The following is a 23871-nucleotide window of genomic DNA, read 5'->3' on the forward strand; positions in this document are numbered from 1 at the left end:
CCCTCAGTTGGTGCGGTAACCGACGAGGGCGCGGGCGAGCTGGAGGTTCCGGGAGATCAGCTCGTCCGGCCCCAGCAGACCGTCGAGCTTGAACCAGGTCGAGACCCCGACACACATCGTCGCCACCGCCCGGGCCGCATCCTTCGGATACTCGGTGGTGAAGTCGCCCGCCTCCACGCCGGCGAAGACGATCTCGTCGACCATCCGCTGTTGACGGTCGCGGTGACCGATGTACTTCGGCCGGTAGTCGTCGTCGAGACTCCGAATCTCCGTGGACCCGACGAAGGCCTGTTCGCGGCGGTACATGTGGAACCGCAGCAGGGATTCGACGACCGCGTCGAACTGCTTCACCGGTTCCGGGCCGGCCTCGAGGATCGCCGCCTCCGAACGGGCCAGCAGGTCGGTCATCGTGCGCTCGAGCAGGCCCTGCAACAGGGACTGCTTCGACGGGTAGTGGTGGTACAGCCCGGGCACCGAGAGGTTGGCCCGCGCGGCGATCTCACGCACCGACGTGCCGTGGTAGCCCTGCTCGGCGAACGCCTCGAGGGCTGCGGCCAACGGGATCGGGAGCTCGGGCTCGCCGTAGTCACGCCAGGCGCCGAGAGGTTGCTTCGCCGGTCGTACGTCGGTTTCGCCGGTTCCGCTGCTCATGGGATCGACCATATCTGCCCGTGGAGCACTACTCACCATCGGCGCTGCCGTGGGACAGGCTCTTCTCCAGGATCTCCGCCGGGGACACGAGCAACGCGACGCTGAGGTCGACGACGTCGGACTGGGAGAGCTCGACGTCTCCCTCGAGCCACGCCGCGAGCAGTCGGCTCAGCCCACCGACCTGGTAGTGCGCCACGCCGGTGGCCTGGGCGGGGCCGACATGAACGTCGAGGATCGACGAGGTGCTCTGCAGTGTCAGACCGGCGAAGAGGGCGGTGGACTCCATCCGCTTCGCGGCGATCACCGGGCTCAGCAGTGCCTGTGAGAACAGCAGTCGGCCTTTGCGTCGATCCCGGTCGATGAGGTCGACGATGGCGGCAACCGCTCCCGACACTTTGGAGCGCATGGTCGCGCCCTCGGAGAACGCCGCCAGACCCGAGTGGGTGATCTCCTCGATGACCTCGTCGTACACCACACCGACGAGCTGATCGACCGACTCGAAGCTCTCGTAGAAATACCGTGCGGTCAGCCCGGCCCGCCGGCAGACGCCGCGCACCGTGACTGCCTCCGCGTCATCGGCTCCGAGCAGGTCGAGGGCTGCGTCGATCAGCGATGCGCGGCGTCGCGCGACCCGGGTATCGCCACCCTCGCCGCCGTATGCGCGAAGGGAAGCAGCCGAATCCGACGCAGCCGCATCAGACCCGGTTTCCGGGGTCGAAGGTCCTCTTCCCATGGTTCCTATCTTGACACCCCGGTAAGTTCATGTTTTATAAACGGGAAACAAACGTTTCCTAAATCGACCAGGAGGGGTGTTCGATGGCAACGGAGCCTATCACCAGTGGAAGTTCGGCCCTGTCGCCGCAAACGCCGGGGGACGTGACGCCGGAGATCGCGGACTTCCTCGCGGCGGAGAAGCCAGACACCGAGTTCCTCCCGTCGACCGCACGCATGTCCCGCGCCGAGCTCGACGCGCTGCCCTCCGCGCAGGATCTCGACCCCCTGGGCATCGGCGTCATCGCCGGCGCGGCGAACGTCATCATGCAGCTGAGCCTGCCCGCGGTCGGTTACGGCGTCTACGAGAGCCGCGTCGATTCGGGCAACCTGTTCAAGCATCCACTCAAGCGGGGTCGCACCACGCTGAGCTACCTCGCGGTTGCGGGTCTGGGCAGCGCCAAGGACCGCAAGGCCTACCGCAAGGCGATCGGCAAGGCCCACGCGCAGGTCCGCTCGACCGCCGACAGCCCGGTGAAGTACAACGCCTTCGACCCGAAACTACAGCTCTGGGTCGCGGCCTGCCTGTACCGCGGGACCGAGGACGTCCACCGGATCTTCGGCGGGGTGACCGAGGTGACCGACGAGTTCTACCAGGCCGGCGCCGTGCTGGGTACCACGCTGCAGGTGCCGCGGGAAGCCTGGCCGGCCGACCGCGAGGCCTTCGAGGAGTACTGGAACTCGACCGTCGAGACGCTCGAGATCGACCCGGTCATCCGTGGGTACCTGCTGCAGATCGCCCGTGCCGAGTTCCTGGGTCCGGTCGTCGCCAAGCTGCTGGGCTGGTACTTCGAGATCTTGGCGATCGGCTTCCTGCCGGACAACTTCCGCCGCAAGATGGACGTCCGTCTGTCGCCGTGGCAGGAGCTGTTCTTCGCCAAGCACAACGCCGTTCTGCGCGCGATCATCACCCGCGCACCCAAGCCGGTCCGCAGCTTCCCGTTCAACGTCCTGCTCGCCGACGTCCGCTGGCGGATGCGCACCGGTCGGCCCCTGGTCTGAGCCTTCTGTCCCGGTTGGGGGAAGCCCGTCCCGCTCATCTCGAGCGGGGCGGGCTTTTCGGTTCAGACCCTCCGCAATGCCTCGCGATCGAGAGCGGTGGCATCGGTGTGACCGGCCAGGCCGAGGGTGAGGTCGAGTTCGGCGATGATGTCGGCCACCGCATCCCGGGCGCCGTCGGCACCGGCGAGCGCCAACCCGTACATGTGTGGTCGGCCGATGCATGCGGCGTCGGCGCCCAGCGCCAGTGCCTTGAACACGTCTGAGCCGGTGTAGATCCCGGAGTCGACGAGCACCTTGATCCGACCGTCGACCGCGGGTGCGATCTCGTCGAGGGCGTCGATCGTGCTGATCGCGCCGTCGATCTGACGTCCGCCGTGGTTGGACACGATGATGCCGTCGACCCCGGCGTCGACGGCGCGACGGGCGTCGTCGGGATGCAGCACGCCCTTGAGGACGATCGGCAACGACGTGCGTTCGCGCAGGCCGGCGAGGTCGTCCCAGTTCAGCGACGGGCGCGAGTAGATGTCGAGGAAGGTCTGAACAGCGGCCCGCGGCTGGGGCGACGTGAGGTTCGAGAGGAAGCGTCCGGGTGCGTTGCGCGTGATCGAGATCAGGGTCGCGATGGCGCCGAGCGAGATCTCCGGCCGCTCCTCGGCGGCGGTGCGCAGCCGATCGGCGACGATGTCGACGAAGCGCCGATCGGAGGTGTACTGCGCGATCCCCTCGCCCCGCGCGAACGGCAGCGATCCCAGGTTCAGATCCTGTGGCCGCCAGCCGAGCATCGTGGTGTCGAGGGTGACGACCACCGCGTCGGCGCTGATGGCCGCCGCGCGGGCGAGCAGACTGTCGACCAGGTCATCGTCGGTGGACCAGTACAGCTGGAACCAGCGGGGAGCTCCCGGGGTCACGCCGTCCATCTCGGCCGCCACGGTTTCCATCGGCACGCTCGCCTGGTTCGAAAAGATGTAGGGCACACCGAGCTCCGCGGCGGCATGACCGATCAGACGGTCCGCATCGGGAGCGGCGAGCGAGCCCGCACCCACGGGCGCAAACAGCACGGGCGCCGGGATGCGACGTCCGAACAGCTCCACCTCGAGGTTCCGCGCGGAGACGTCGCGGAGAATACGTGGCACGATCGCCCAGCGGTCCAGGGCCTGCCGGTTGGCCGCCATCGTCCGACCCTCACCGGCGCCTCCGCCGATGTACGCCCACGCGCGAGCCGACATCGACCGCTTGGCACGGCGTTCGAGTTCCGCGAAATCCGTTGGTACGCGGGGCTTTCGCCGATGGACACCAGCGGTGTAGATGTCGTTCTGCCGCGCTCGCCCGTATCCCGTGGTCATGGGAGCCGATCGTAACGTCGGCATCGCAGGCCCCGGGGAGGATTCCCGGGCCGGGTGTCAGCGCGTGGCGACAGCGGTCGCGCCGGCCGCGGCGACCGTCACGACGCCGACCGCCGGCCAGGCGCCGATCTTCTTCGCGAGCGGATGCGAACCGCCGAATGCCGCCAGATATCCGGCCAACAACCCACCGGCCACCGCCGGACCCTGCTTGACCGCCCACTGCCGGGTACACCAGGCACCCGCCGCCGCGAGGACCACCCCGCCGAGCTCTCGTCGACCGCTGTAGCGGGCCGCCGCGAAGCCGCCGACCAGACCCACAGCCACCACGGGCACCGTTGCATCCACTGCCATACGACCCAACCTACCGCCATCTGAGCGCCCCTCACCCATCCGACGGGTGTCACGGCACCGAAGACCGGGTACCCGCAACCCCGCGCCGACCCCGCACCCCGAAGGGCCTCGCCATGACACAGACCGCCGAGATGACCGACTCATCCCTCCCCCACCGGCCTGTCCTCGACACGAACTCCGGTCTCCGCGCGATCGACGACGCGACGACCGACCTCGAACTCGTCGAGGAGGTGCTGACTGCACATTTCCGTCGCCACGCCCTGACGCTGCACAAAGTGGGTGCCGAACTCACTCCGGCGGCGGACGCGATCGCTGCCCGCATCGGCGGCGGCAAACGCCTGCGCGCCGCATTCTGCCTGTGGGGAGCGCGCGGCGCAGCTCGTGGACAGGCGGTCCCCGGTGTCGTCGAGCTGGCGTCCGCGATCGAGCTGTTCCACTTCGCCGCCCTGGTCCACGACGACGTGATGGACGACTCCGACACGCGCCGCGGCCTGCCTACCATCCACCGCCTCTTCGCCGACACCCACCGTGCCCTCGAGCGCCGGGGAGATTCGGACACCTGGGGTACCGCGGTCGCCATCCTCGTCGGCGACATGTGCCTGTCGTGGTCGGACGACCTGGTCGCCGCGGCGGTCGACACCGTCGGCCGCGACACCCGCCAGGCCGTCCGCGAGACCTGGACCGAGATGCGCGACGAGGCATACGCGGGGCAGTTCCTGGACATGCTCAGCCAGACCGAGGATCACACCGACCCCGACCGTACCGAGCGCGTCCTCCGCTACAAGAGCGCCCGCTACAGCATCGGCCAGCCGCTTCGGCTCGGTGGCACTCTCGCCGGAGCCGACGCCGCCCTCCTCGCCGACTACGACCGCATCGGGCTCAGCGCCGGCGAGGCGTTCCAGCTGCGCGACGACATCCTCGGCGTCTTCGGCGACGAGAAGGTCACCGGTAAGCCGGCGATCGACGATATCCGCGAGGGCAAACGCACCATGCTGATGGCGCTGGCCGAGGAATCCGCGACGTGGACCGAACGGCGGATCATCGCCAACTGCCTCGGCAACCCGGACCTCGACGCCGCCGGCGCCGCACAGATGCGTGGCGTCGTGGAATCCACCGGCGCACTCGAACGCGTCGAACAGCGCATCGTCGAACTCGCCGAGGACGCACTCGGTGTCGTCGCGGACGCATCGGTGGACGAGCAGACCCGTCAGGCCCTGACCACCCTCGTCGAACGTTGTGTGTGGCGCCGCTCATGACCTCACGTGCTGTCCCGACGGTCGAGCTGCGCATCTGGGGCGTCGACCGGGTGATGCCCGCGCTCGGCCGGATGGCGTCGGGTCGGCGTGCGTTGCGCGCCACCCCCGGACTCCGGTTCGCCAAACTGCTCGGCACCGGCACCGCACAGACCTTCACGATGGAGAGCGCCGATCTGCGGCACTGGGCGGCGCTCACCGTCTGGCACGACGACGATGCGGCTCGCGCATCGTCGGATTCGCGAGTGCTACGACGCTGGCAGGACTCGAGCACCGAGGAACTTCGCATCACGATGCGCCCGCTCCGATCGAAGGGACAATGGTCGCGGGTCGATCCGTTCGGCCACGAGAGCAAAGGTTCACCGGTTGACCGTGCACGAAACTGGACGGGTCCGGTCGCGGCACTCACCCGAGCCCGGCTCCGGCCGACGACGATGGCGTCGTTCTGGCGGGCGGTTCCGCCGGTGGCGTCGGAACTTGCCGGCGCGCAGGGCAATCGGCTCGCGCTCGGCGTCGGCGAGTTGCCGATCGGCGTCCAGGGAACCTTCTCGCTGTGGGACTCCACGCGTGACCTCACCGACTTCGCCTACCACTCGCCCGCACACAAGTCCGCCATCTCGCGCACCAAACCCGCCCGTTGGTACGCGGAGGAACTGTTCGCCCGGTTCGCCGTCCTCGACGTGACCGGGACCTACCAGGGAAGATCGGCATGAGCACAACCAGACATCTGCCGCCCGGATCACAAGGAGCGCAAGCGGGAGCATCATCGCTGCCTGAGGTGCGAGGAGCGCAAGCGACGAGCCTCGAAGGCCCGCCGCGCAGAGCATCCCACCGCCACCACCTCATCCCGATCGCATGGGTTCTCCTCGCCGCGACCATCGGGGTCCAGATCGCATTTCCGCTGACCGGCGGTGGCACACTCCCGCTCACCGTCGCGAGCGTGGTGTTGCTGGCGTCGGCATCGGCCCTTCATCTCGCCGCCACGCGCGGGTTCGGGGCCGCGGTCGCGCTGGTCGTGATCGCCGGCGGCGGTGGACTTCTCGCCGAGGCGGTCGGCGTCAGCACCGGATTCCCCTTCGGCACATACGCATACACCGACGGCCTGGGGCTCAAGGTGCTCGGCGTCCCGGTTCTGGTGCCGCTGGCCTGGATCATGATGTCGTGGCCGGCGCTCGCCGTGACGCGGCGACTCGTCGGTGCCATGCGCTTGTCCGGCACACGGGCTCGCGTGGTGACCGCTTTCCTGGGGGCGTACGCGCTGACGGCCTGGGACGTCTTCCTCGATCCGCAGATGGTCGACCAGGGTCACTGGGTCTGGCAGTTCCCCGACCCGTCGCTGCCCGGGGTCGACGACATCCCGTTGACGAATTTCGCGGGCTGGCTCCTGGTCTCGTTCCTGATGATCGCCATCCTCGATCGGGTGATCGGTGCCGATGATGCCGACGCCGCCGATGACGCGGTACCTGTCACCGCCTATCTGTGGACCTACTTCTCGTCGGTGATGGCGCATGCGGTGTTCTTCGGTCGCCCGACGGTCGCGCTGACCGGCGCGGTGGTGATGGGCGTCGTCGCGATCCCGCTGCTCGTCCTCGAGGTGCGGGCGCTCCGGTCCAGGAGACACGGTGCGAGCGTCTGACCTCTGGCGCCGCACGGTGGCGGTCGGGACCGGCCTGTCACTGGCGTCGCTCGCTCTCACCGTCGACAACGCGATCCGCGTCCGCCGACCAGGTCTCGCGGACATCCCTCCCGCCGAGACTCTTTCGGTGTTGATCCCCATGCGGAACGAGATCACCCGGGCCGACCGCTGCATCACCGCCGTCCTCGAGGCCGTCGACCGATGGCCAGGGCCTTCTCGTGTGCTCGTCCTCGACGACGGTTCGGTCGACGGCACCGACGCCGTCCTCACACGGCTGGCCGCCCGCGACGACCGGCTCGAGGTGTTCGAGGGTTCCCCGCCACCGCCGGGTTGGCTCGGGAAGTCCTGGGCCTGTCAGCAGTTGGCCGACAACGCTTCCCCCGACGGCACCCTCGCCTTCGTCGACGCCGACGTCGTGGTCGAACCCCAGGCGTTCACGTCGTCGTCCGTGTTGTTGCGCAACGCCGGGCTGGATCTCGTCAGCCCCTACCCGAGGCAGGTCGCGACCAGTGCTGCCGAACGTCTGGTGCAACCCCTGCTGCAGTGGTCGTGGCTCAGCACGCTCCCGCTAGGCCTCGCCGAACGTTCCCCGCGCAAATCCCTGACCGCCGCGAATGGTCAGTTCCTGATGGTCGACGCCGCCACGTACCGCCGTGCCGGAGGGCATGAGGCGGTCCGCGACGTGGTGCTGGAGGACATCGCACTTCTCCGTGCGATCAAGGCTGCCGGCGGGCGGGGCGTGGTGGCCGAGGGAAGCACCGTGGCGACCTGCCACATGTACGACGGTTGGCACGAAGTCCGTGCGGGATACCGCAAGTCACTGTGGTCCGCATTCGGCTCCCCGGCCGGGACGTCGGCGGTGACCGCCGCTCTATGCCTCACGTACGTGATCCCGGCGTTGGCCGCTCTCACCGGTTCGCGCACCGGACTGGTGGGATACCTCGCCGGCGTCGCCTCACGACTCGTGGCCGCGCGCTGCACCGGCGGACGCGCCTTCCCCGACGCCCTCGGGCACCCCGTATCGATCGTCCTGTTCACCTTTCTCGCCGCGGATTCGACGATCGCCCGCCGTCGTGGCGAACTGCAGTGGAAGGGACGCACGATCGAGGTCTCCCGATGAGCCGCGTCATCGTCATCGGCGCCGGCGTCGGCGGACTCGCCACGGCGATGCGCCTGCAGGCGGCCGGTCATGACGTCACCGTGCTCGAGCAATTCGACACCGTCGGCGGCAAACTCGGCGTCATAGAGCACGACGGTTTCGTTTTCGACACCGGCCCGTCTCTGGTGACCATGCCGCACGTCCTCACCGAACTGTTCGACGACACCGGCGCCCCGGTGGACCAGTTCCTTCAACTCGACCGTCTGCCGGTCGCAGCCCGGTATCGATTCCCCGACGGCACGGTCCTCGACCTGCCCGACACCCTCGACGACATCCCCGCCGCGCTCGACACCGCACTCGGACCCGGATCCGGTGACCAGTGGTCGTCGTTTCTCGGTCGCGCCCAGGCGATCTGGGACGTCACCCACGGGCCGTTCCTCGAGTCGCCGATGAGCGTGCGGACGATGATCGGCGGGATCGCCACCCCGTCCGACGTCCGTACCGTGGCGCCCTGGAAAACGTTGCGCGGCCTCGGGTCCGAGTATCTCGACGATTCACGGCTCGCTATGCTTCTCGACCGTTACGCCACCTACACCGGTTCGGATCCGCGGCGCGCCCCGGCGGCTTTGGCGTCAGTTCCGTGGGCCGAGCAGGCCTGGGGTTCCTGGTATGTGCGCGGCGGTCTCGGCCGAATCGCCACCGCGATGCGGGATCGGTTGCTCACCATGGGCGGCCGGATCGAGTTCGGGGTCGAGGTGTCCCGGATCTCGACGGACGAGCACGGCCGCGCCGACGGCGTCGTACTCGCCGACGGCAACCGTCGCCCCGCCGACCTCGTCGTGGCGAATGCCGACGCCCGACAGGTCTTCGACCGACTTGTTCCCCGCCGTTCCGCTCGCATTCCTTCTGCACTGCTTCGTCGTTCGACACCGTCGCTGTCGGGCTTCGTCCTCCTCCTCGCGCTCGACAACCCGCCCGCCGATCAGGCCCACCATCACGTTCTGTTCGCCGAGGACTACGACGAGGAGTTCGACGCGGTCTTCGGTTTCAACGGCCCGCCGCGGCCTGTCGCACGTCCGACCGTGTACATCTCCGCGCCCGACGATCCGGAGATCGTCCCAGGTCCCGACACCGCCGCCTGGTTCGTGCTCGTCAACGCACCGCGGCACGACCCTGAGCACGGAGTCGACTGGGATGCAGCAGGACTCGCGGACAAGTACGCAGACCAGATCATGCAGGTGATGGCCGACCGCGGCCTGGACGTCCGCGACCAGGTCCGTCACCGACTGCTGGTCACGCCGGCAGATCTCGAGCGCCGCACCATGACTCCCGGCGGCTCGATCTACGGCTCGTCGTCGAACGGTCCGCGCGCCGCTTTCCTACGGCCGAAGAACACCTCGCCGATCCCGGGCCTGTACCTGGTCGGCGGGTCGTCGCACCCCGGCGGCGGACTCCCGCTGGTGATGATGTCGGCGAAGATCGTGGCGGATCTGATCGCCCGGTCTCCTTCTCCCTGAGGCGACCCCACCCTTGCTGCCTGAGCCTGGATCCGTGGAGGGGTGTGGGGTGTCGGTGATATAAAAATGCCCTCTGAGCTGGGATGATTGGTGGTGTTGAGACACTAAACATCCCAGCTCAGAAGGCACTTTCAGTGAAAGTATCACACAGCTTCTCGGCCACGTCGGCACTCTTTGACGATGACAATCTGGTGTCGCATGCCGGGTTGGTGCCGGTGATGGAATTGGCTCACTCGACCGGGGTGGCCGCATTGCTGGCCGAACGGGTCGATCTGGGCACCACCCGGGTCGCTTCCGCCGGAGCCAACCTGGAAGCGAAACTGCTGACCGTGATCGCCGGGTTATGTTGCGGCGCTGACAGTATCGACGACCTCGACATCGTCCGGGCCGGTGGGCACACCCGCCTGTTCGACCGCGTATACGCCCCGGCCACGATCGGACAAACCCTGCGGGAGTTCACCCCCGGGCACACCCGACAACTCAACGCCGTGATGACGCGCTCGCTGCCGGCGATGTGTGCCCGGGCAGGATTGTTACCCACCGACGGTGCCCGCGTGTTCCTCGATATCGATTCCCTGCTGCGCCCGGTCTATGGCTACCAGAAGACCGGCGCCTCCTACGGACACGCCAAGATCGCCGGACGTGAACTGCTGCGTCGGGGCCTCTCACCGCTGATCGCCACCCTCAGTGCACCCGAGCACCCACCGGTGATCGCCAACGCCTGGCTGCGCGCCGGGCGCGCCGCCTCCGGCGCCGGAGCAGCAACGATGCTCGCCGAAACCATCGCCACCGCCCGCCGCGCCGGAGCCGCCGGTGAGATCACCGTGCGCGCGGATGCCGCCTACGGGTCGGCCGAGGTGATGGCTACCTGCCAACGCCTGGGCGCCACGTTCTCGCTGGTCCTGCGGACCAACACCGCGATCACCCGCGCAATCACCGCCATCGGCGACGACGCCTGGACACCGGTGTCCTATCCCGGGGCGGTCACCGACCCCGACACCGGCGAGTTGATCTCTGATGCCGAAGTCGCCGAAACCACCTACACGGTCAAACCACTCTCACCGCACCCGATCACCGCCCGACTCATCGTGCGGCGAGTCAAAGCCCATCACCCCGCCGACACCGACACCCTGATGCCGGCCTGGCGGTATCACTCGTTTTTCACCAACACCACCGACGACACCGTTACCGCCGACATCAACCACCGCGGCCACGCCGTCATCGAGACCGTGTTCGCCGACCTCATCGACGGACCGCTGGCGCATCTTCCCTCCGGCGTTTTCGGCGCCAACGCCGCCTGGCTGGCCCTGACCGCCATCAGCCACAACCTCATGCGCACCCTCGCCGCGCTCAGCGCGGCCCCCAGACTACGAGCCGCGCGCGGAGCGACGCTGCGCCGCACGCTCATCGCCGTGCCCGCCCGACTGGCCCGACCAGCACGAACACCCATCCTGCACCTGCCCCGACACTGGCCATCCCAACACGCATTCACCACCCTGTGGGCCGCGGTGAACACCACCTGACCCAACACCCCAACACGCCCACCCACGACCAGGAAACCCAGTGAAAAAGCTGACGCAAGATCAGCGAATACCCGACGCCCACAACACGATCAACCACTCACGCACACCCCACCACCACTCACCCACACCCCTCCACGGATCCAGGCTGAGGAGCGAGCGACGCGAACCCACTCTCGCTCCCTGAGCCTGGATCCGTGGAGGGGTGTGGGGTGTCGGTGATATAAAAATGCCCTCTGAGCTGGGATGATTGGTGGTGTTGAGACACTAAACATCCCAGCTCAGAAGGCACTTTCAGTGAAAGTATCACACAGCTTCTCGGCCACGTCGGCACTCTTTGACGATGACAATCTGGTGTCGCATGCCGGGTTGGTGCCGGTGATGGAATTGGCTCACTCGACCGGGGTGGCCGCATTGCTGGCCGAACGGGTCGATCTGGGCACCACCCGGGTCGCTTCCGCCGGAGCCAACCTGGAAGCGAAACTGCTGACCGTGATCGCCGGGTTATGTTGCGGCGCTGACAGTATCGACGACCTCGACATCGTCCGGGCCGGTGGGCACACCCGCCTGTTCGACCGCGTATACGCCCCGGCCACGATCGGACAAACCCTGCGGGAGTTCACCCCCGGGCACACCCGACAACTCAACGCCGTGATGACGCGCTCGCTGCCGGCGATGTGTGCCCGGGCAGGATTGTTACCCACCGACGGTGCCCGCGTGTTCCTCGATATCGATTCCCTGCTGCGCCCGGTCTATGGCTACCAGAAGACCGGCGCCTCCTACGGACACGCCAAGATCGCCGGACGTGAACTGCTGCGTCGGGGCCTCTCACCGCTGATCGCCACCCTCAGTGCACCCGAGCACCCACCGGTGATCGCCAACGCCTGGCTGCGCGCCGGGCGCGCCGCCTCCGGCGCCGGAGCAGCAACGATGCTCGCCGAAACCATCGCCACCGCCCGCCGCGCCGGAGCCGCCGGTGAGATCACCGTGCGCGCGGATGCCGCCTACGGGTCGGCCGAGGTGATGGCTACCTGCCAACGCCTGGGCGCCACGTTCTCGCTGGTCCTGCGGACCAACACCGCGATCACCCGCGCAATCACCGCCATCGGCGACGACGCCTGGACACCGGTGTCCTATCCCGGGGCGGTCACCGACCCCGACACCGGCGAGTTGATCTCTGATGCCGAAGTCGCCGAAACCACCTACACGGTCAAACCACTCTCACCGCACCCGATCACCGCCCGACTCATCGTGCGGCGAGTCAAAGCCCATCACCCCGCCGACACCGACACCCTGATGCCGGCCTGGCGGTATCACTCGTTTTTCACCAACACCACCGACGACACCGTTACCGCCGACATCAACCACCGCGGCCACGCCGTCATCGAGACCGTGTTCGCCGACCTCATCGACGGACCGCTGGCGCATCTTCCCTCCGGCGTTTTCGGCGCCAACGCCGCCTGGCTGGCCCTGACCGCCATCAGCCACAACCTCATGCGCACCCTCGCCGCGCTCAGCGCGGCCCCCAGACTACGAGCCGCGCGCGGAGCGACGCTGCGCCGCACGCTCATCGCCGTGCCCGCCCGACTGGCCCGACCAGCACGAACACCCATCCTGCACCTGCCCCGACACTGGCCATCCCAACACGCATTCACCACCCTGTGGGCCGCGGTGAACACCACCTGACCCAACACCCCAACACGCCCACCCACGACCAGGAAACCCAGTGAAAAAGCTGACGCAAGATCAGCGAATACCCGACGCCCACAACACGATCAACCACTCACGCACACCCCACCACCACTCACCCACACCCCTCCACGGATCCAGGCTGAGGAGCGAGCGACGGCAGGCCACTGTCGCTGCCTGAGGAGCGAGGAGCGATAGCGACGAGCCTCGAAGGCCTGGTGACGTCATCTCATCAGGCCTTCGAGGCTCGCTTCGCTCGCACCTCAGGCAGCGGGAGGGGCCGCTTGCGCTCCTCGCACCTCAGCTCAGGCAGCAGCAGGGGTCAGTGCGTCGGCGTCGGACCGACCGAGCGATCTCCGTTGAGCCGCTTGCGGATCAGTTCCGCGCTGATCAAGCACATCGGCAGGCCGATACCGGGTCGGGTGCTCGATCCCGCGTAGTACAGCCCCTCGACTTTGCGTGAGCGATTCGTCGAGCGCAGGAATGCGCTCTGGCGCAGCGTGTGTGCCGGTCCGAGGGCACCGCCGCACCACGAGTTCACGTTGTCGACGAAGTCCGCGGGACCGACCGTGCGTCGTACGACGATGCGGTCGGCGAGGTCGGGGACTCCGGACCACTGGCCGATCATCGCGATGGCTCGGTCGGCGACCTTCTCGATGTCGGGGTCGCCGGCACCGTTCATTCCGCCGTGTCCGAGGCCTGGATCGGGCGGGACCGGGACGAGGACGAACACGTTCTCGTGACCGTCCGGGGCCACCGAGTCGTCGGTCGCCGACGGCTTGCACACGTAGAGCGATGCCGGATCGGGTACGCGCGTGGGTGATTCGAAGATCGCGTCGAAGTTGGTCTTCCAGTCCTCGGTGAAGTACAGCGAGTGATGGGCCAGTTCGGGCAGCTCACCGCTCACGCCGAGGTAGGCGAGGACCGCACCCGGTCCCGAGGTGGCGCGTTTCCAGTAGCGCTCCGGGAAGGTCTGCAGATCGCCGGGAAGGAGCTTGGTCTCGAGGTGGTGCATATCGGCCGCGCCGACGACGATGTCGGCGGGCAGATCCCGCGTTCCCCCGTCGGCGGTTTGGACGCGAACACCGACCACCTCGGCGCGACGGCGGAGTCGACGACCCGGCCGTTTGCGCGTCAGCACGGAAGTCGCGGCCGTACCGGTGTGGATCACGACGCCGCGTTCGCGCGCGACGCGCTCGAGTGCGTCGACGAGGGTCGTGAAGCCCCCCTGGGGGTATCGGACGCCGTCGGCGAGGTCCATCCAGCTCATCAGGTGATACATCGACGGGGTCCGCTCCGGCGACGAACCGAGGAACACCGCCGGATAGCCGAGCACCTGCTGCAGGCGTCGGTCGCTGAACTTCGACGAGATGAAGGACTGGAGCGAGCGGGTCAGCAGCTTCGCGAGCGTCGGCGCGTTCTTCAGCACCGGCAGGCTCAGGAACGCGCGGGTGGAGTCGAAGCTCGTGTACAGGAACCGTTCGACGGCAAGGTCATATGCCTGGCGAGCCGTCTGGAGGTAGGAGTCGAGAGCCGCTCCGGCACCCGGTTCGATGTTCTCGAACACCTCTCGGTTGCGCTCATAATCGCCGAAAATGTCGAGTGGCGGTTCATCGGAACCGTTCTCCCCGAAGAACACTCGGTAACCGGGATCGAGTCGGACCAGATCGAGCTGTTCCTTCGTCGACGTGCCCAGCATTTCGAAGTAGTGGTCGAACACCTCGGGCATGAGCCACCACGACGGCCCGGTGTCGAACCGGAACCCGTCCTTGCTCCACAGCCCGGCACGTCCGCCGAGGTCGTCGTTCTTCTCGATCACCTCGACGTCGTGGCCGTCGTGGGCGAGTAGCGCGGCGGTGGACAGTCCTGCGACACCGCCGCCGATGACGGCGATGCGTTTGCGTGCGGTCATGCGTCCACTCCCCTTGCTGTGCGCGGCATCCCGCGTCGGGCGACGGCGGCCGCCGCGATCCTGGCCTTGCCGGCGTTGGGAACGCGGACACGGTTCAGTCTGGCTTCGGCGGCCGACGATTCACGCAGGCGTGCAGTGAGTTCCGCGAAGAGATCGTGTGCGGTGCAGACCGCGACGCGGCTGCTCGCCGGCAGGTGCGGGATGGCGGCTGCCGCGGCGGTGAGGTCGAGATCGATGTCATCGAGCCACAGCGACCAGGCGGCGTCGTCCGGGCTGTCCGGGTCCAGGCCGACCAGGTACCGGCGGCCCAATCCGTCACTGTCCTCGCCGAAGTCGCGGAGGAAGTTGATCTTCTGGAAGGCGGCGCCGAGACGACGCGCGCCGGGCGCGAGGTGGTCGTAACGCGCTTCGGCTTTCGCCTCTTCGGCGAGGAACGCGCGCAGGCACATCAGGCCGACGACCTCGGCAGAGCCGTAGATGTAGGACGCCAGGCTCTCGAAGTCGTGCTCGACCTCGGTCAGGTCTGAACGCATCGAGGCGAAGAACGGCGCCACCAGGTCCAGGTCGATGCCGACCCGGCGGGCGGTCCGTGCGAAGGCGTGCACCACCAGGTTGCTGCTCGACCCGGTGATCATCGCGGCCGAGGTCTGATCCTCGAGCTGATCGAGTTCGTTGCTGCGGTCGACGAGGCCTTGCTCGGGACGCGGCGCGTCGACGATCTCGTCGGCCACGCGGACGAGCGCGTAGATGTTGCGGACGTCGCGGCGGATGGCCGGGGCGAGCAGGCGCGAGGCGAGTCCGAAGGAACTCGAGTACGACCTGATCACCAGCGCCGCGCTCGCCTCGGCGACGGCGTCGTACCGCCGATGCGGCGGGACCAGTTCGGTATGACCGGGTAGATGCATCATCCGATGGCTCCTGCGGTGTGACGTTGGGGTTGGTATGTCATGAATTCGATGCCCGGGCAATGATCGGATGGGTCGCATCCGCGGCGTCGACGATTCCGTACGGATCGGGGCCGGGCAGCTGGCGCACCTGGTCGGCGAACCAGGGGCTGACGGCCCAGGGGGTGCGCAACGCGAGATCCCATACATCCGGGACCTCCGCCCAGGCGTACTCGGCGACCTCGTCCGGGCTCGGCTTCAGCGAACCCACGGGCCGCGCGACATACACGGGGCAGATCTCGTTCTCGACGATGCCGCTCGCGTCGACGGCCCGGTACCGGAAGTCGGGCAGGATGCATCGCACGTCGTCGACGTCGATGCCCAGCTCTCGCTGCGCGTACCGGTGCACGGCGTCGACGACGGCCTCGCCCGGACGCGGATGACCGCAGAACGAGTTGGTCCACACGCCGGGCCAGCTGCGCTTGGACAGTGCGCGACGGGTCATGAGGATCCGGTTGTCGGCATCGACCAGGTGGCATGAGAACGCGAAGTGCAGCGGTGTGTCGAGACCGTGCACGCCCTCGCGGTCGGCGGTGCCGCACGGGCGGCCGTCGGCGTCGGCGAGAACCACCGAGTCGTTGGTCATCAGTTCCTCATCAGAGTCGAGATCGTGGGTCGAGCCAGGTTCTCCCATTGTTCGTCACCGGGGGCCGAATCGGATGGGCCGGTCGGTCCCGGACGACGACACGGAGATCGCGCGCCGATTCCCTGGATTCGATGGTAGGCAGTGCGGGCGGATCAGCCCTGATCGCCGAGGCCGGCGGCACGCATCAACGCACACCAGGTGTCCACGTAGGCGTCCAGGTCGACGTCGCCGACGAGCGACTGCTGCACGACGACGCCTTGCATCACCGACACCATCGGAAGGGCCAGTTCTGCCGGTTCACCAGGCAGTTCGTGGCCGGAGTCGCGCCAGCGGACCAGGACGTGCTCGAAGACCTTCCGAAGCCCGAGGATGATCTCGCGAACGATCTCGCGCAGTTCGGGGTTGTTCGCCGCCTCACCCCAGATGGTCATCACCATCCGGAAGTCGTCGGTCAGCGGTGCGATCTCGGCCATCACACGCGCCGCGAGCATCCGGATGGCGTCCTCGGGTGACGCGGGGGCGCCGTCGCCGCCGACGAGGTCGCCGAGGCCGGACTCGTAGGCCAGGAAGACCGACCGCGCGACCGCGGCGATCAGCTGCTCCTTCGACGAGTAGTACGAGTACACCGCCCCGGCGCTCAGGCCGGATTCCCGGATGACGTCGGACATCGACGCCCGGTGGAACCCCTTCTCGGCGAAGCAGCGGCGTGCGGCATCGAGGATCTGCTGACTCCGCTCGAGTTTGCGTTCCGCACTGATCTTCGGCATTCGACAAGTGTAAAACGAATATTCGTTCTTGATTGCCATCAACGCTCGGCGCATACTTCTAAAAACGAGAGTTCGTTCTTTTTGGAGGCAGTGATGACCACGTACACCGAACCGTCCGATCGAAACCTCGCCACCGAGGATCGGCCGCCCGAACCATCCCGTTCACACGGACCGTCGTGGCGCATCGTCGTCGCCCTGGTCTTCGCCATACCGATCGTGGTCAGCACGATCGCGGCCATGTTCGTGTCCCTTGCGGTGGACCCCGAGCCGCACGACGTCCCGCTCGGCCTGGTCGCACCGGCACCCGCAGCGCAGGCCATCGAATCCGTCCTGGCCGATCGCGCCGGTGAGGATGCCTTCGCCGTCGAGCAGTTCGCCGATCCCGCCGCTGCGCGGGAGGCCATCGAGTCCCGGGACATCGTCGGCGCCATCACCGTCGGCCCGCAGGGCGTCACCGCCCTGACCGCCGAAGCCGGGTCCCCGGCGCTCGCCCAGATCGTCACCGGCGTCGGCGCGAGTATCGCCACCGCGCAGTCACTTCCGGTCACCACCGAGTCCGTGGTCGCCCCGCCGGCCACCGATGCACGCGGAACCGGATTCGCGGCGGGCTTGCTGCCGCTGCTCATCGCAGGTATCGCCCTGGGCGCAGCGGCCGCGATCGCCCTCGCCGGCCGGGTGTGGATGCAGGCCACCGTCGTGCTGGTCGGCCCGCTGGTGGCCGGCCTGGGATTTGCGGCGGTCTGGTCGTGGCTCGGGGTCATCGACGGGCGCGTGGTGCCGGTGGCGTTGGCTCTCACCCTCATGATCGGCGCGATCTCCTGGTTCACCGCGGGAGCCGGCTCACTCATCGGCGCACCCGGCGTCGGCATCGCCGCGATCCTGATGATGCTGATCTCCAACCCGCTGTCCGGGCTCGCATCGTCGCCGTACCTGCTCCCGGCTCCATGGGGAGCCCTCGGGCAGTGGCTGCCGACCGGCGCCGGCGGCACCCTGACCCGGTCGGTCGCCTACTTCCCCGACGCTTCGTTCGCCGGCCCGCTGTGGATTCTGTTGGGCTGGATCGCCGTCGGCGCGATCCTGCTCGCCGTCTCCGGCCTCCGGCCGCGCCGGGGCTGAATCGAACGGCGCCGGGCCTGCATCAGGCGCGCAGCCCGCGGGTCTGCCGGAACACCGCGACGAACAACTGGAGAAGGCCGATCGTCGCCAGGGTCGCACCGATCCCGGCGATGATCGCCGCCAGCGTCCGGGCAACGCCGTCGGCGAGCCCGACCTGCCACACGACCGTGGCCACGACCATCGCGATGAAGGCGAGGATCACACGCGACGGCCGCTCCCAGACCGTGACGGTTCCGGGGCCCTTCATCCCGGCGGCCTGGGCCGTTGCCCGCGTGCCTTCGAGGAACAGGGTGAGCACGGCGATCACGACCCCCGACCACGGCGGCGCACCGGCCATCACGACGATGCCCGCCAGGAAGATGTCGGACCATCGATCGGCCATCGTGTCGAGGACCCGGCCCCATTGCGTGGCCGCGCCGGTCTGGGCGGCGATGGCGCCGTCCACCCCGTCGAGGACCGCGGCGAGAAGGATCACGACGGCCGCGACCGCGAACCAGCCGCGCCCGGCGAACGTCACCGCGAAGGCGATCGCGGTGACCGCGGCGCCGCAGACGGTGATCACGTTCGGTGTGATGCCCAGTCGCACGAGGGGTCGCGCACACGCGTTGCTGAGGAGCACCCACCGCTCGACCCAGAACGACCCGCGGGGATCGATTCCCCCGTGCAACTCCGACCATGCGTCGAGCACGGCATGCCGTTGTGTCCGGCGGGCCTGTCGGCGACCGGCCCGATGATCCGGTTCAGTCGACACGGCCGCCTCCGGCGGTCCGGCCCAGCGACTGTCCGACGGCCCAGCCGACGATCACCAGGATGTGCAGCACGTAGAGCCACAGTCCGGCCGCCACCACCCCGCCGATGACCCGGAGGCCTCCGTAGGGGATCCCGACGTCGATCGGCAGCGACAGGAACAGCAGGAACCCTTGCGAGAAGCCCGCGATGAACGACGCGGCGCCCAACGCGGTCACCGCCGAGACGAACAGAGACGGACCACCGGGCGTGACCTTCCAGTAGACCCAGGTCAGCGGGATCGTGAGAGTGAGCCAGACGACGAGGAACTCGATCACCACACGGGCCGCGAGATCCCCGAGGTCGCCGGTCCCCCCGCCGTCGGGGGCGAGCGTGGTGATCGACGATGCCACCGCGACCGCGACCGCCGTCAGCGGCGGCACGAAGACGAACAACACCAGGATCGAGAGCCGGGAGCGCCATCCGGTGAAGCGGTCCTTCTCCGGATGCATCATCAGGCAGGCACGTCGAAGTCCTTCCCCGTAGAACGACGCGGGGAAGAGCAGGACGAGCGCACCCCAGCCGGTCAGGCTGGTGCCGACCGACACCGCCTCGCCGAAGACGTCTCGGCCACCCATCTCCGGCGGAATCAGGACCGCCAGCTCACGCCAGGTCGACTCGGCTGCCGCATCCCCGCGCAGCCACGTCGTCGACCAGATCGCGAGGAGCACCCACGGGACGACGGCGATGGCGGCGTAATAGGTCAGGGTCGCCGCAGCGGCGGCGAGGTCGCCGCGGGCGAGGACCTCTTTGGTGCCGGACGCCAGCCGACGTACGGCGGACAGCACCGTGCCCGGCGCGGAACGCGCCTGCGGGGCGGCAGAACTGAGGATCACGCTGTCCGGTGTACCCGAAAAACATCTCGACTAGGCATGTCCCGGAGGAAGTGACCGACGACGCGCCGTCAGATCGAGGCGAAGAGCGCGACCGCCATCCCGATCATGATGACCGCGACGACGGCGTCGAGGATCTTCCACGCCCGCGGGCTGGCGAAGAGATGCGACAGGCGCCGAGCACCTCCCCCGAGCGCGGTGAACCACAGGATGCTGGCCACGCAGGCCCCGATTGCGAACGCCCACTTGCCGTTTCCGTGACCGTTGGCGATCGCGCCCATGGTCAGGACGGTGTCGAGGTAGACGTGCGGGTTGAGCCAGGTGAGCGCCAGCGCCGTGCCCACCGCGACCCATCGTCCGGCCGATTCCGCCTCCTCGGCGTTGGCGGCGATGGCCTCGTTGCTGCGCAGACAACGCTTGGCGGCGAGTAATCCGAGCACGAGGACATAGAGACCGCCGAGAAGCTTGGCGACGGTGATCACCTGCGGATGCGCCGCGACGATCGCGCCGAGCCCGGCCACTCCCGCGACGATGAGCACGACGTCAGAGATCGCACACACCGCCACGATGGCCCCCGTGTGCCGTCGCGCGACACCCTGCCGGAGGACGAAGACGTTCTGCGGACCGATCGCGACGATCAGGCCCGCGCCGGTGAGCAGACCGGCGATCGCGGGGAGGAGGTAACTGGACACTCGGTGAACGCTATGGAGTGCGCAGAGATCAGTACAGCGAATGTTCCTTGTGAATCATTAGCTGTTCTTCATCTAGTCTGATCGCATGGACATCAGCCAGGAGGGTCTGCGCACGCTGGCCGCGGTCCTGCGCGAAGGAACGTTCGACGCCGCGGCGTCGTCGCTGCACATCACGCCCTCGGCGGTCAGCCAGCGGATCAAGGCGCTGGAATCCGCGGTCGGCCGGGTGGTGCTGCGCCGGACCAAACCGGCGTCGGCGACTCCGGACGGCGAAGTGCTGGTCCGCCTGGCCAGGCAGTGGGAGCTGTTGCTCGCCGAGACGCGCGCCGAGTTCGTCGGCGAACCCGATGACGACGACGCCCCGGTGACCTCCCGGCCCCGTGTGCATCTGCCGATCGCGACCAACGCGGACTCGCTCGCGACCTGGCTGCTCCCGGTGCTCGCCCGGTTCCACCGTGAGCATGCGGTGGCCGTCGAGGTGTTCCGCGACGACGAGACCCGCAGCAGCGCCCTGCTGAAGTCGGGTGACGCGCTCGCCGCGGTGACGTCGGACCCGATCGCCATCCGTGGCTGTGCCCTGCAGTCCCTCGGCAGCATGCGGTATCTGCCGGTCGCGACACCGGAGTTCATCGCCACCTGGCTCTCCGACGGCCTCGACGCCGAGGCTCTGGCGAGGGCCCCGATGGTCCAGTTCGACCGCAACGACCACATCCAGCTGGACATGGTCGCGGCGCTGGCCGGACGCGCCGTCGACCCGCCGGCGGCCTACATCCCGTCCTCCACCGAGTACCACCGCGCGGTGTCGCTCGGAATCGGTTGGGGCGCAGTTCCTGTCGTCCAGATCCGAGAGCCACTCGACGACGGCCGCGTGCGCCTGATCGCCGACCACCACCTCGACGTCCCGCTCTACTGGCAGCACTGGAAGCTCAGTTCCCCTCTGCTGCAACATCTTACTGATCTGGTCGTCACCGGGGCCGCAGAGGTGCTGCGGTGACCGGGCAGGAGGGTCAGTCGTTCACCGACACCAGCGTCGGCGGCGTCTCGTCGACCAGTGGGTTCTCGATCTCGTCGCGCCACATGCGGGCCGCGAAGTAGAAGGCCCACGCGATGGGGACCGGCAGGAGGCCGGCCAAGACGAACGTCGCGGTCAGTCCGATCGCCGACGACACCGGAGCGGCGATCGCCATCGACACCGGCATCAGTGCGACCGACACGAAGAAGTCGAGGCTCGCGATCCGGCCGAGCAGTGCCGGCGGGACACGACGCTGGAGCAGCGTGCCCCACAACACCATCGGGCCGTCGAACATCACGCCCATGCCGACACCGGCCGCGACGAACATCCAGGTCGCGTCGGCGACACCCATCAGGACGAGTGGCACGCTCGAGAACGACCAGATGCCGAACATGACGGTCAGATACCGCCGCGGCATCGGCAGCGACGCGAACACCAGCGAGGTGGCGGCTGCGCCGATGCCGAAGCCGGCGAGCACCCACGCGTGCTGGGAGGCGCCACCGTCGATGCGCTCGCGCAGGGCGAAGGGCACGAGCACCTCGATCGGGCCCATCGTCGCCAGAACCAGGACGCAGGCGAAGAACAGGGTTCCCCACAGCCACGGCGTGCGGATCATGTAGACGAAGCCCTCGACGAGGTCGACGACGACACTGCCGCGTGCGCTCGTGCGTGCGACCTCCGCCTCAGAGGTCTCCGGTTCGCCGAGCCGTCGTGAGGTCACCGGGGTCATCACCAGGTAACAGCCACCCGAGGCGATGGACGCGATGGCGGCCAACACGACCGCCTGACCCGGCGCGGTGGCGCCGATGACCGCACCGGCGACCATCGGACCGACGGCCTGGAACACCACCGGACGGAAGAAGCCCTCGATGCCGTTCGCCGCCTGCAGCTCCGACGCGGAGACCACCCCGGGCAGCAACGCCGAGTACGCCGGGTAGTACATGCCCATCGTGACACCGGCGAGCAGCGACGCCATCACCACCATCCAGAGGTCGAGGACTCCGAACACCGAGGCCGCACCCACGGCACCGAAGGCCGCCATCTTGGTGACCTCGAGACCGATCATGATGTGGCGCTGCGAGATCCGGTCGGCGAGGACACCGCCGACGAGGGTCGACACGAGCATCCCGACCGCGGCCGTCCCGGCCGCCAGGGACACCTGTCCCGGTCCGCCGCTGAGGGCGATGACCTGCCAGATCACCGCGATGGTCCAGATCCCGTCACCGAACATCGCCAGGATCAGACCCGACGCCAGCAGCCGGTACTGCCGTCGCGCCAGGGGCTTCAGGGCGCGGGGCAGACGAATGTCGACGTTGGTGCTCACCCTCCGAGCTTGCCGGACGCCGCCGGTCTCAGGCCAGCGAATTTCCCGCGGAGAGCAGAGTCAGCTGGCCTTACGGGAGGCCTTCTTGGCGGGCGCCTTCTTCGCCGTGCTCTTGCTGCCCGACGATCCAGAGCTGCTCTTCGACGCCGCCTTCTTGGCCGGCGCCTTCTTCGCGGGCGCCTTCTTGGCGGCCTTCTTCGCCGGAGCCTTCGCGGCCGTGTCCTTCTTCTCCGCCTCGCCCTCGTCCTCGTCAGAGGAGGAGCCACGATCCTTCACCGAGGCACGCAGGGCGGCAAGCAGATCGGCGACCTCGGAGTCCTCCTCCTCGGGCTTCTCCTCGTCCGACTCCGGGAACGCCTCGCTGCCCTCGGCCTTCGCCTCGATCAGCTTGGACAGTTCCTCCTGGTACCGGTCCTCGAATTCGGACGGGTCGTAGTCGGAGGCCATCGACTCGATCAGCGAGGCCGCCATCTTCAGTTCCTGATCGCGGATCTCGGTGTCCTCGTCGAGGAAGCCGAAGTCGGGTTTGCGAACCTCGTCCGGCCACAACAGGGTCTGCAGCGTCATCACCCCGTCGACGACCCGCAACGCCGCCACCCGCGTGCGGTTGCGCAGGGTGAACGTCGCGATGGCGAGGCGATCGGTCTCCTCGAGGGCCTTGGCCAGCAACACGTAGGCCTTGGGCGACTTCGACGACGGCTCCAGGTAATACGGCTTGTCGAAGTAGATCGGGTCGACCTGTTCGGCCGGCACGAACTCCAGGATCGAGATCTCCGGGCTCTTCTGCACGGGCAGCGTGGCCAGGTCGTCCTTCGTCAGGATCACCGTCTCGCCCGATTCCGACTCGTAGGCGTTGGCGATGTCGGAGTAGTCGACCTCGGTGTCGGTTCCCTCGCGCACCCGGCGGTAGCGGATGCGGGTCCCGTCGGAGGAGTCGACCTGATACGACTTGCGGTCGTGACTCTCCGTCGCGGAATAGACCTTGACCGGTACGTTCACCAGACCAAAGCTGAGATCGCCCTTCCAGATCGAGCGCATGTCGAACATTGTGCCAGGCATTCGCACGA

Annotated in this window: 23 protein-coding genes; 10 read left to right on the forward strand and 13 right to left on the reverse strand. The window is 68.1% G+C overall.

Annotated elements, in window-relative coordinates:
* Nucleotides 1–3: 3 nt before the first annotated feature.
* Together GKZ92_RS21405 and GKZ92_RS21410 are read right to left on the reverse strand one after the other, a co-directional pair.
* Complete coding sequence (locus tag GKZ92_RS21405; protein WP_006357973.1) at nt 4–651, reverse strand: TetR/AcrR family transcriptional regulator; 648 nt, start codon at nt 649–651, stop codon at nt 4–6.
* 28 nt (nt 652–679) lie between these two features.
* Nucleotides 680–1384, reverse strand: coding sequence for a TetR/AcrR family transcriptional regulator (locus GKZ92_RS21410; protein WP_006357974.1), 705 nt, complete (start codon nt 1382–1384; stop codon nt 680–682).
* Between the two features lie 83 nt (nt 1385–1467).
* On the opposite strand from GKZ92_RS21410, the gene GKZ92_RS21415 reads away from it, so the two are divergent.
* Nucleotides 1468–2424, forward strand: coding sequence for an oxygenase MpaB family protein (locus tag GKZ92_RS21415; protein WP_006357975.1), 957 nt, complete (start codon nt 1468–1470; stop codon nt 2422–2424).
* A gap of 62 nt (nt 2425–2486) precedes the next feature.
* On the opposite strand, the gene GKZ92_RS21420 is transcribed toward GKZ92_RS21415, so the two are convergent.
* Nucleotides 2487–3767, reverse strand: coding sequence for an alpha-hydroxy-acid oxidizing protein (locus GKZ92_RS21420; RefSeq protein ID WP_035753713.1), 1281 nt, complete (start codon nt 3765–3767; stop codon nt 2487–2489).
* Between the two features lie 57 nt (nt 3768–3824).
* Nucleotides 3825–4118: a hypothetical protein gene (locus tag GKZ92_RS21425; RefSeq protein WP_187346521.1), complete on the reverse strand. Its 294-nt coding sequence runs from the start codon at nt 4116–4118 to the stop codon at nt 3825–3827.
* Nucleotides 4119–4231: 113 nt separating this feature from the next.
* Here GKZ92_RS21425 and GKZ92_RS21430 point away from each other — a divergent pair, with 113 nt between their 5' ends.
* The 7 genes from GKZ92_RS21430 (at nt 4232) to GKZ92_RS21460 (ending at nt 12829) form a co-directional block, all read left to right on the forward strand.
* A complete protein-coding gene (locus GKZ92_RS21430; protein WP_006357978.1) occupies nt 4232–5374 on the forward strand; it encodes a polyprenyl synthetase family protein in 1143 nt (380 codons plus the stop codon).
* Nucleotides 5371–6084: a hypothetical protein gene (locus GKZ92_RS21435; RefSeq protein WP_006357979.1), complete on the forward strand. Its 714-nt coding sequence runs from the start codon at nt 5371–5373 to the stop codon at nt 6082–6084. The genes GKZ92_RS21430 and GKZ92_RS21435 overlap by 4 nt, the downstream gene beginning before the upstream one ends.
* A 65-nt stretch (nt 6085–6149) precedes the next feature.
* Entirely contained in the window at nt 6150–7007 is an 858-nt protein-coding gene (locus tag GKZ92_RS21440) for a carotenoid biosynthesis protein (protein ID WP_006357980.1), read from the forward strand.
* Nucleotides 6994–8127 (forward strand): glycosyltransferase, encoded by a 1134-nt coding sequence (locus GKZ92_RS21445; protein ID WP_006357981.1) that lies wholly within the window; start codon nt 6994–6996, stop codon nt 8125–8127. The genes GKZ92_RS21440 and GKZ92_RS21445 overlap by 14 nt, the downstream gene beginning before the upstream one ends.
* Complete coding sequence (locus GKZ92_RS21450) at nt 8124–9623, forward strand: phytoene desaturase family protein (protein WP_006357982.1); 1500 nt, start codon at nt 8124–8126, stop codon at nt 9621–9623. The genes GKZ92_RS21445 and GKZ92_RS21450 overlap by 4 nt, the downstream gene beginning before the upstream one ends.
* 134 nt (nt 9624–9757) lie before the next feature.
* The gene (locus GKZ92_RS21455) at nt 9758–11146 is read left to right on the forward strand and encodes an IS1380-like element ISGosp1 family transposase (RefSeq protein ID WP_006360329.1); all 1389 of its coding nucleotides are present in this window, start codon (nt 9758–9760) and stop codon (nt 11144–11146) included.
* Nucleotides 11147–11440: 294 nt separating this feature from the next.
* Nucleotides 11441–12829: an IS1380-like element ISGosp1 family transposase gene (locus tag GKZ92_RS21460; protein WP_006360329.1), complete on the forward strand. Its 1389-nt coding sequence runs from the start codon at nt 11441–11443 to the stop codon at nt 12827–12829.
* Between the two features lie 325 nt (nt 12830–13154).
* Here the strand turns inward: GKZ92_RS21460 and crtI are convergent, their stop codons facing one another.
* The 4 genes from crtI to GKZ92_RS21480 all read right to left on the reverse strand — a co-directional run bounded on the left by crtI (nt 13155) and on the right by GKZ92_RS21480 (nt 17041).
* Entirely contained in the window at nt 13155–14744 is a 1590-nt protein-coding gene (crtI, locus tag GKZ92_RS21465) for a phytoene desaturase family protein (RefSeq protein ID WP_006357983.1), read from the reverse strand.
* Nucleotides 14741–15652 (reverse strand): phytoene/squalene synthase family protein, encoded by a 912-nt coding sequence (locus tag GKZ92_RS21470; protein ID WP_006357984.1) that lies wholly within the window; start codon nt 15650–15652, stop codon nt 14741–14743. The genes crtI and GKZ92_RS21470 overlap by 4 nt, the downstream gene beginning before the upstream one ends.
* 37 nt (nt 15653–15689) lie before the next feature.
* Nucleotides 15690–16274, reverse strand: coding sequence for an isopentenyl-diphosphate Delta-isomerase (gene idi / locus GKZ92_RS21475; protein ID WP_006357985.1), 585 nt, complete (start codon nt 16272–16274; stop codon nt 15690–15692).
* A 152-nt stretch (nt 16275–16426) separates the two neighbouring features.
* Nucleotides 16427–17041 (reverse strand): TetR/AcrR family transcriptional regulator, encoded by a 615-nt coding sequence (locus GKZ92_RS21480; RefSeq protein ID WP_006357986.1) that lies wholly within the window; start codon nt 17039–17041, stop codon nt 16427–16429.
* Nucleotides 17042–17134: 93 nt separating this feature from the next.
* Between GKZ92_RS21480 and GKZ92_RS21485 the strand changes: the two genes are divergently transcribed.
* The gene (locus GKZ92_RS21485; RefSeq protein ID WP_006357987.1) at nt 17135–18157 is read left to right on the forward strand and encodes an ABC transporter permease; all 1023 of its coding nucleotides are present in this window, start codon (nt 17135–17137) and stop codon (nt 18155–18157) included.
* Between the two features lie 22 nt (nt 18158–18179).
* Here GKZ92_RS21485 and GKZ92_RS21490 read toward each other — a convergent pair whose 3' ends face one another.
* From GKZ92_RS21490 to GKZ92_RS21500, 3 genes are all read right to left on the reverse strand, one after another.
* Entirely contained in the window at nt 18180–18845 is a 666-nt protein-coding gene (locus GKZ92_RS21490; protein WP_006357988.1) for a CDP-alcohol phosphatidyltransferase family protein, read from the reverse strand.
* 52 nt (nt 18846–18897) lie between these two features.
* Complete coding sequence (locus GKZ92_RS21495; protein ID WP_006357989.1) at nt 18898–19779, reverse strand: YhjD/YihY/BrkB family envelope integrity protein; 882 nt, start codon at nt 19777–19779, stop codon at nt 18898–18900.
* A 68-nt stretch (nt 19780–19847) separates the two neighbouring features.
* The gene (locus GKZ92_RS21500) at nt 19848–20468 is read right to left on the reverse strand and encodes a LysE/ArgO family amino acid transporter (RefSeq protein ID WP_035753710.1); all 621 of its coding nucleotides are present in this window, start codon (nt 20466–20468) and stop codon (nt 19848–19850) included.
* Between the two features lie 85 nt (nt 20469–20553).
* On the opposite strand from GKZ92_RS21500, the gene GKZ92_RS21505 reads away from it, so the two are divergent.
* Nucleotides 20554–21462, forward strand: coding sequence for a LysR family transcriptional regulator ArgP (locus GKZ92_RS21505; protein WP_006357991.1), 909 nt, complete (start codon nt 20554–20556; stop codon nt 21460–21462).
* Between the two features lie 13 nt (nt 21463–21475).
* Here the strand turns inward: GKZ92_RS21505 and GKZ92_RS21510 are convergent, their stop codons facing one another.
* Both GKZ92_RS21510 and ku read right to left on the reverse strand, forming a co-directional pair.
* Nucleotides 21476–22804: an MFS transporter gene (locus tag GKZ92_RS21510; protein ID WP_006357992.1), complete on the reverse strand. Its 1329-nt coding sequence runs from the start codon at nt 22802–22804 to the stop codon at nt 21476–21478.
* 60 nt (nt 22805–22864) lie between these two features.
* The gene (ku, locus tag GKZ92_RS21515; protein ID WP_442903323.1) at nt 22865–23842 is read right to left on the reverse strand and encodes a non-homologous end joining protein Ku; all 978 of its coding nucleotides are present in this window, start codon (nt 23840–23842) and stop codon (nt 22865–22867) included.
* Nucleotides 23843–23871 lie beyond the last annotated feature (29 nt).

It is taken from the genome of Gordonia sp. 135, from assembly GCF_009720185.1.
Lineage (GTDB): Bacteria > Actinomycetota > Actinomycetes > Mycobacteriales > Mycobacteriaceae > Gordonia > Gordonia alkanivorans.

Bases quoted from the DNA above. Each gene is read 5' to 3' on its own strand.
- GKZ92_RS21405 (WP_006357973.1), bottom strand. From the start codon at position 651: ATGAGCAGCGGAACCGGCGAAACCGACGTACGACCGGCGAAGCAACCT.
- GKZ92_RS21410 (WP_006357974.1), bottom strand. From the start codon at position 1,384: ATGGGAAGAGGACCTTCGACCCCGGAAACCGGGTCTGATGCGGCTGCG.
- GKZ92_RS21415 (WP_006357975.1), top strand. From the start codon at position 1,468: ATGGCAACGGAGCCTATCACCAGTGGAAGTTCGGCCCTGTCGCCGCAA.
- GKZ92_RS21420 (WP_035753713.1), bottom strand. From the start codon at position 3,767: ATGACCACGGGATACGGGCGAGCGCGGCAGAACGACATCTACACCGCT.
- GKZ92_RS21425 (WP_187346521.1), bottom strand. From the start codon at position 4,118: ATGGCAGTGGATGCAACGGTGCCCGTGGTGGCTGTGGGTCTGGTCGGC.
- GKZ92_RS21430 (WP_006357978.1), top strand. From the start codon at position 4,232: ATGACACAGACCGCCGAGATGACCGACTCATCCCTCCCCCACCGGCCT.
- GKZ92_RS21435 (WP_006357979.1), top strand. From the start codon at position 5,371: ATGACCTCACGTGCTGTCCCGACGGTCGAGCTGCGCATCTGGGGCGTC.
- GKZ92_RS21450 (WP_006357982.1), top strand. From the start codon at position 8,124: ATGAGCCGCGTCATCGTCATCGGCGCCGGCGTCGGCGGACTCGCCACG.
- crtI (WP_006357983.1), bottom strand. From the start codon at position 14,744: ATGACCGCACGCAAACGCATCGCCGTCATCGGCGGCGGTGTCGCAGGA.
- GKZ92_RS21470 (WP_006357984.1), bottom strand. From the start codon at position 15,652: ATGATGCATCTACCCGGTCATACCGAACTGGTCCCGCCGCATCGGCGG.
- idi (WP_006357985.1), bottom strand. From the start codon at position 16,274: ATGACCAACGACTCGGTGGTTCTCGCCGACGCCGACGGCCGCCCGTGC.
- GKZ92_RS21480 (WP_006357986.1), bottom strand. From the start codon at position 17,041: ATGCCGAAGATCAGTGCGGAACGCAAACTCGAGCGGAGTCAGCAGATC.
- GKZ92_RS21485 (WP_006357987.1), top strand. From the start codon at position 17,135: ATGACCACGTACACCGAACCGTCCGATCGAAACCTCGCCACCGAGGAT.
- GKZ92_RS21505 (WP_006357991.1), top strand. From the start codon at position 20,554: ATGGACATCAGCCAGGAGGGTCTGCGCACGCTGGCCGCGGTCCTGCGC.
- ku (WP_442903323.1), bottom strand. From the start codon at position 23,842: ATGCGCTCGATCTGGAAGGGCGATCTCAGCTTTGGTCTGGTGAACGTA.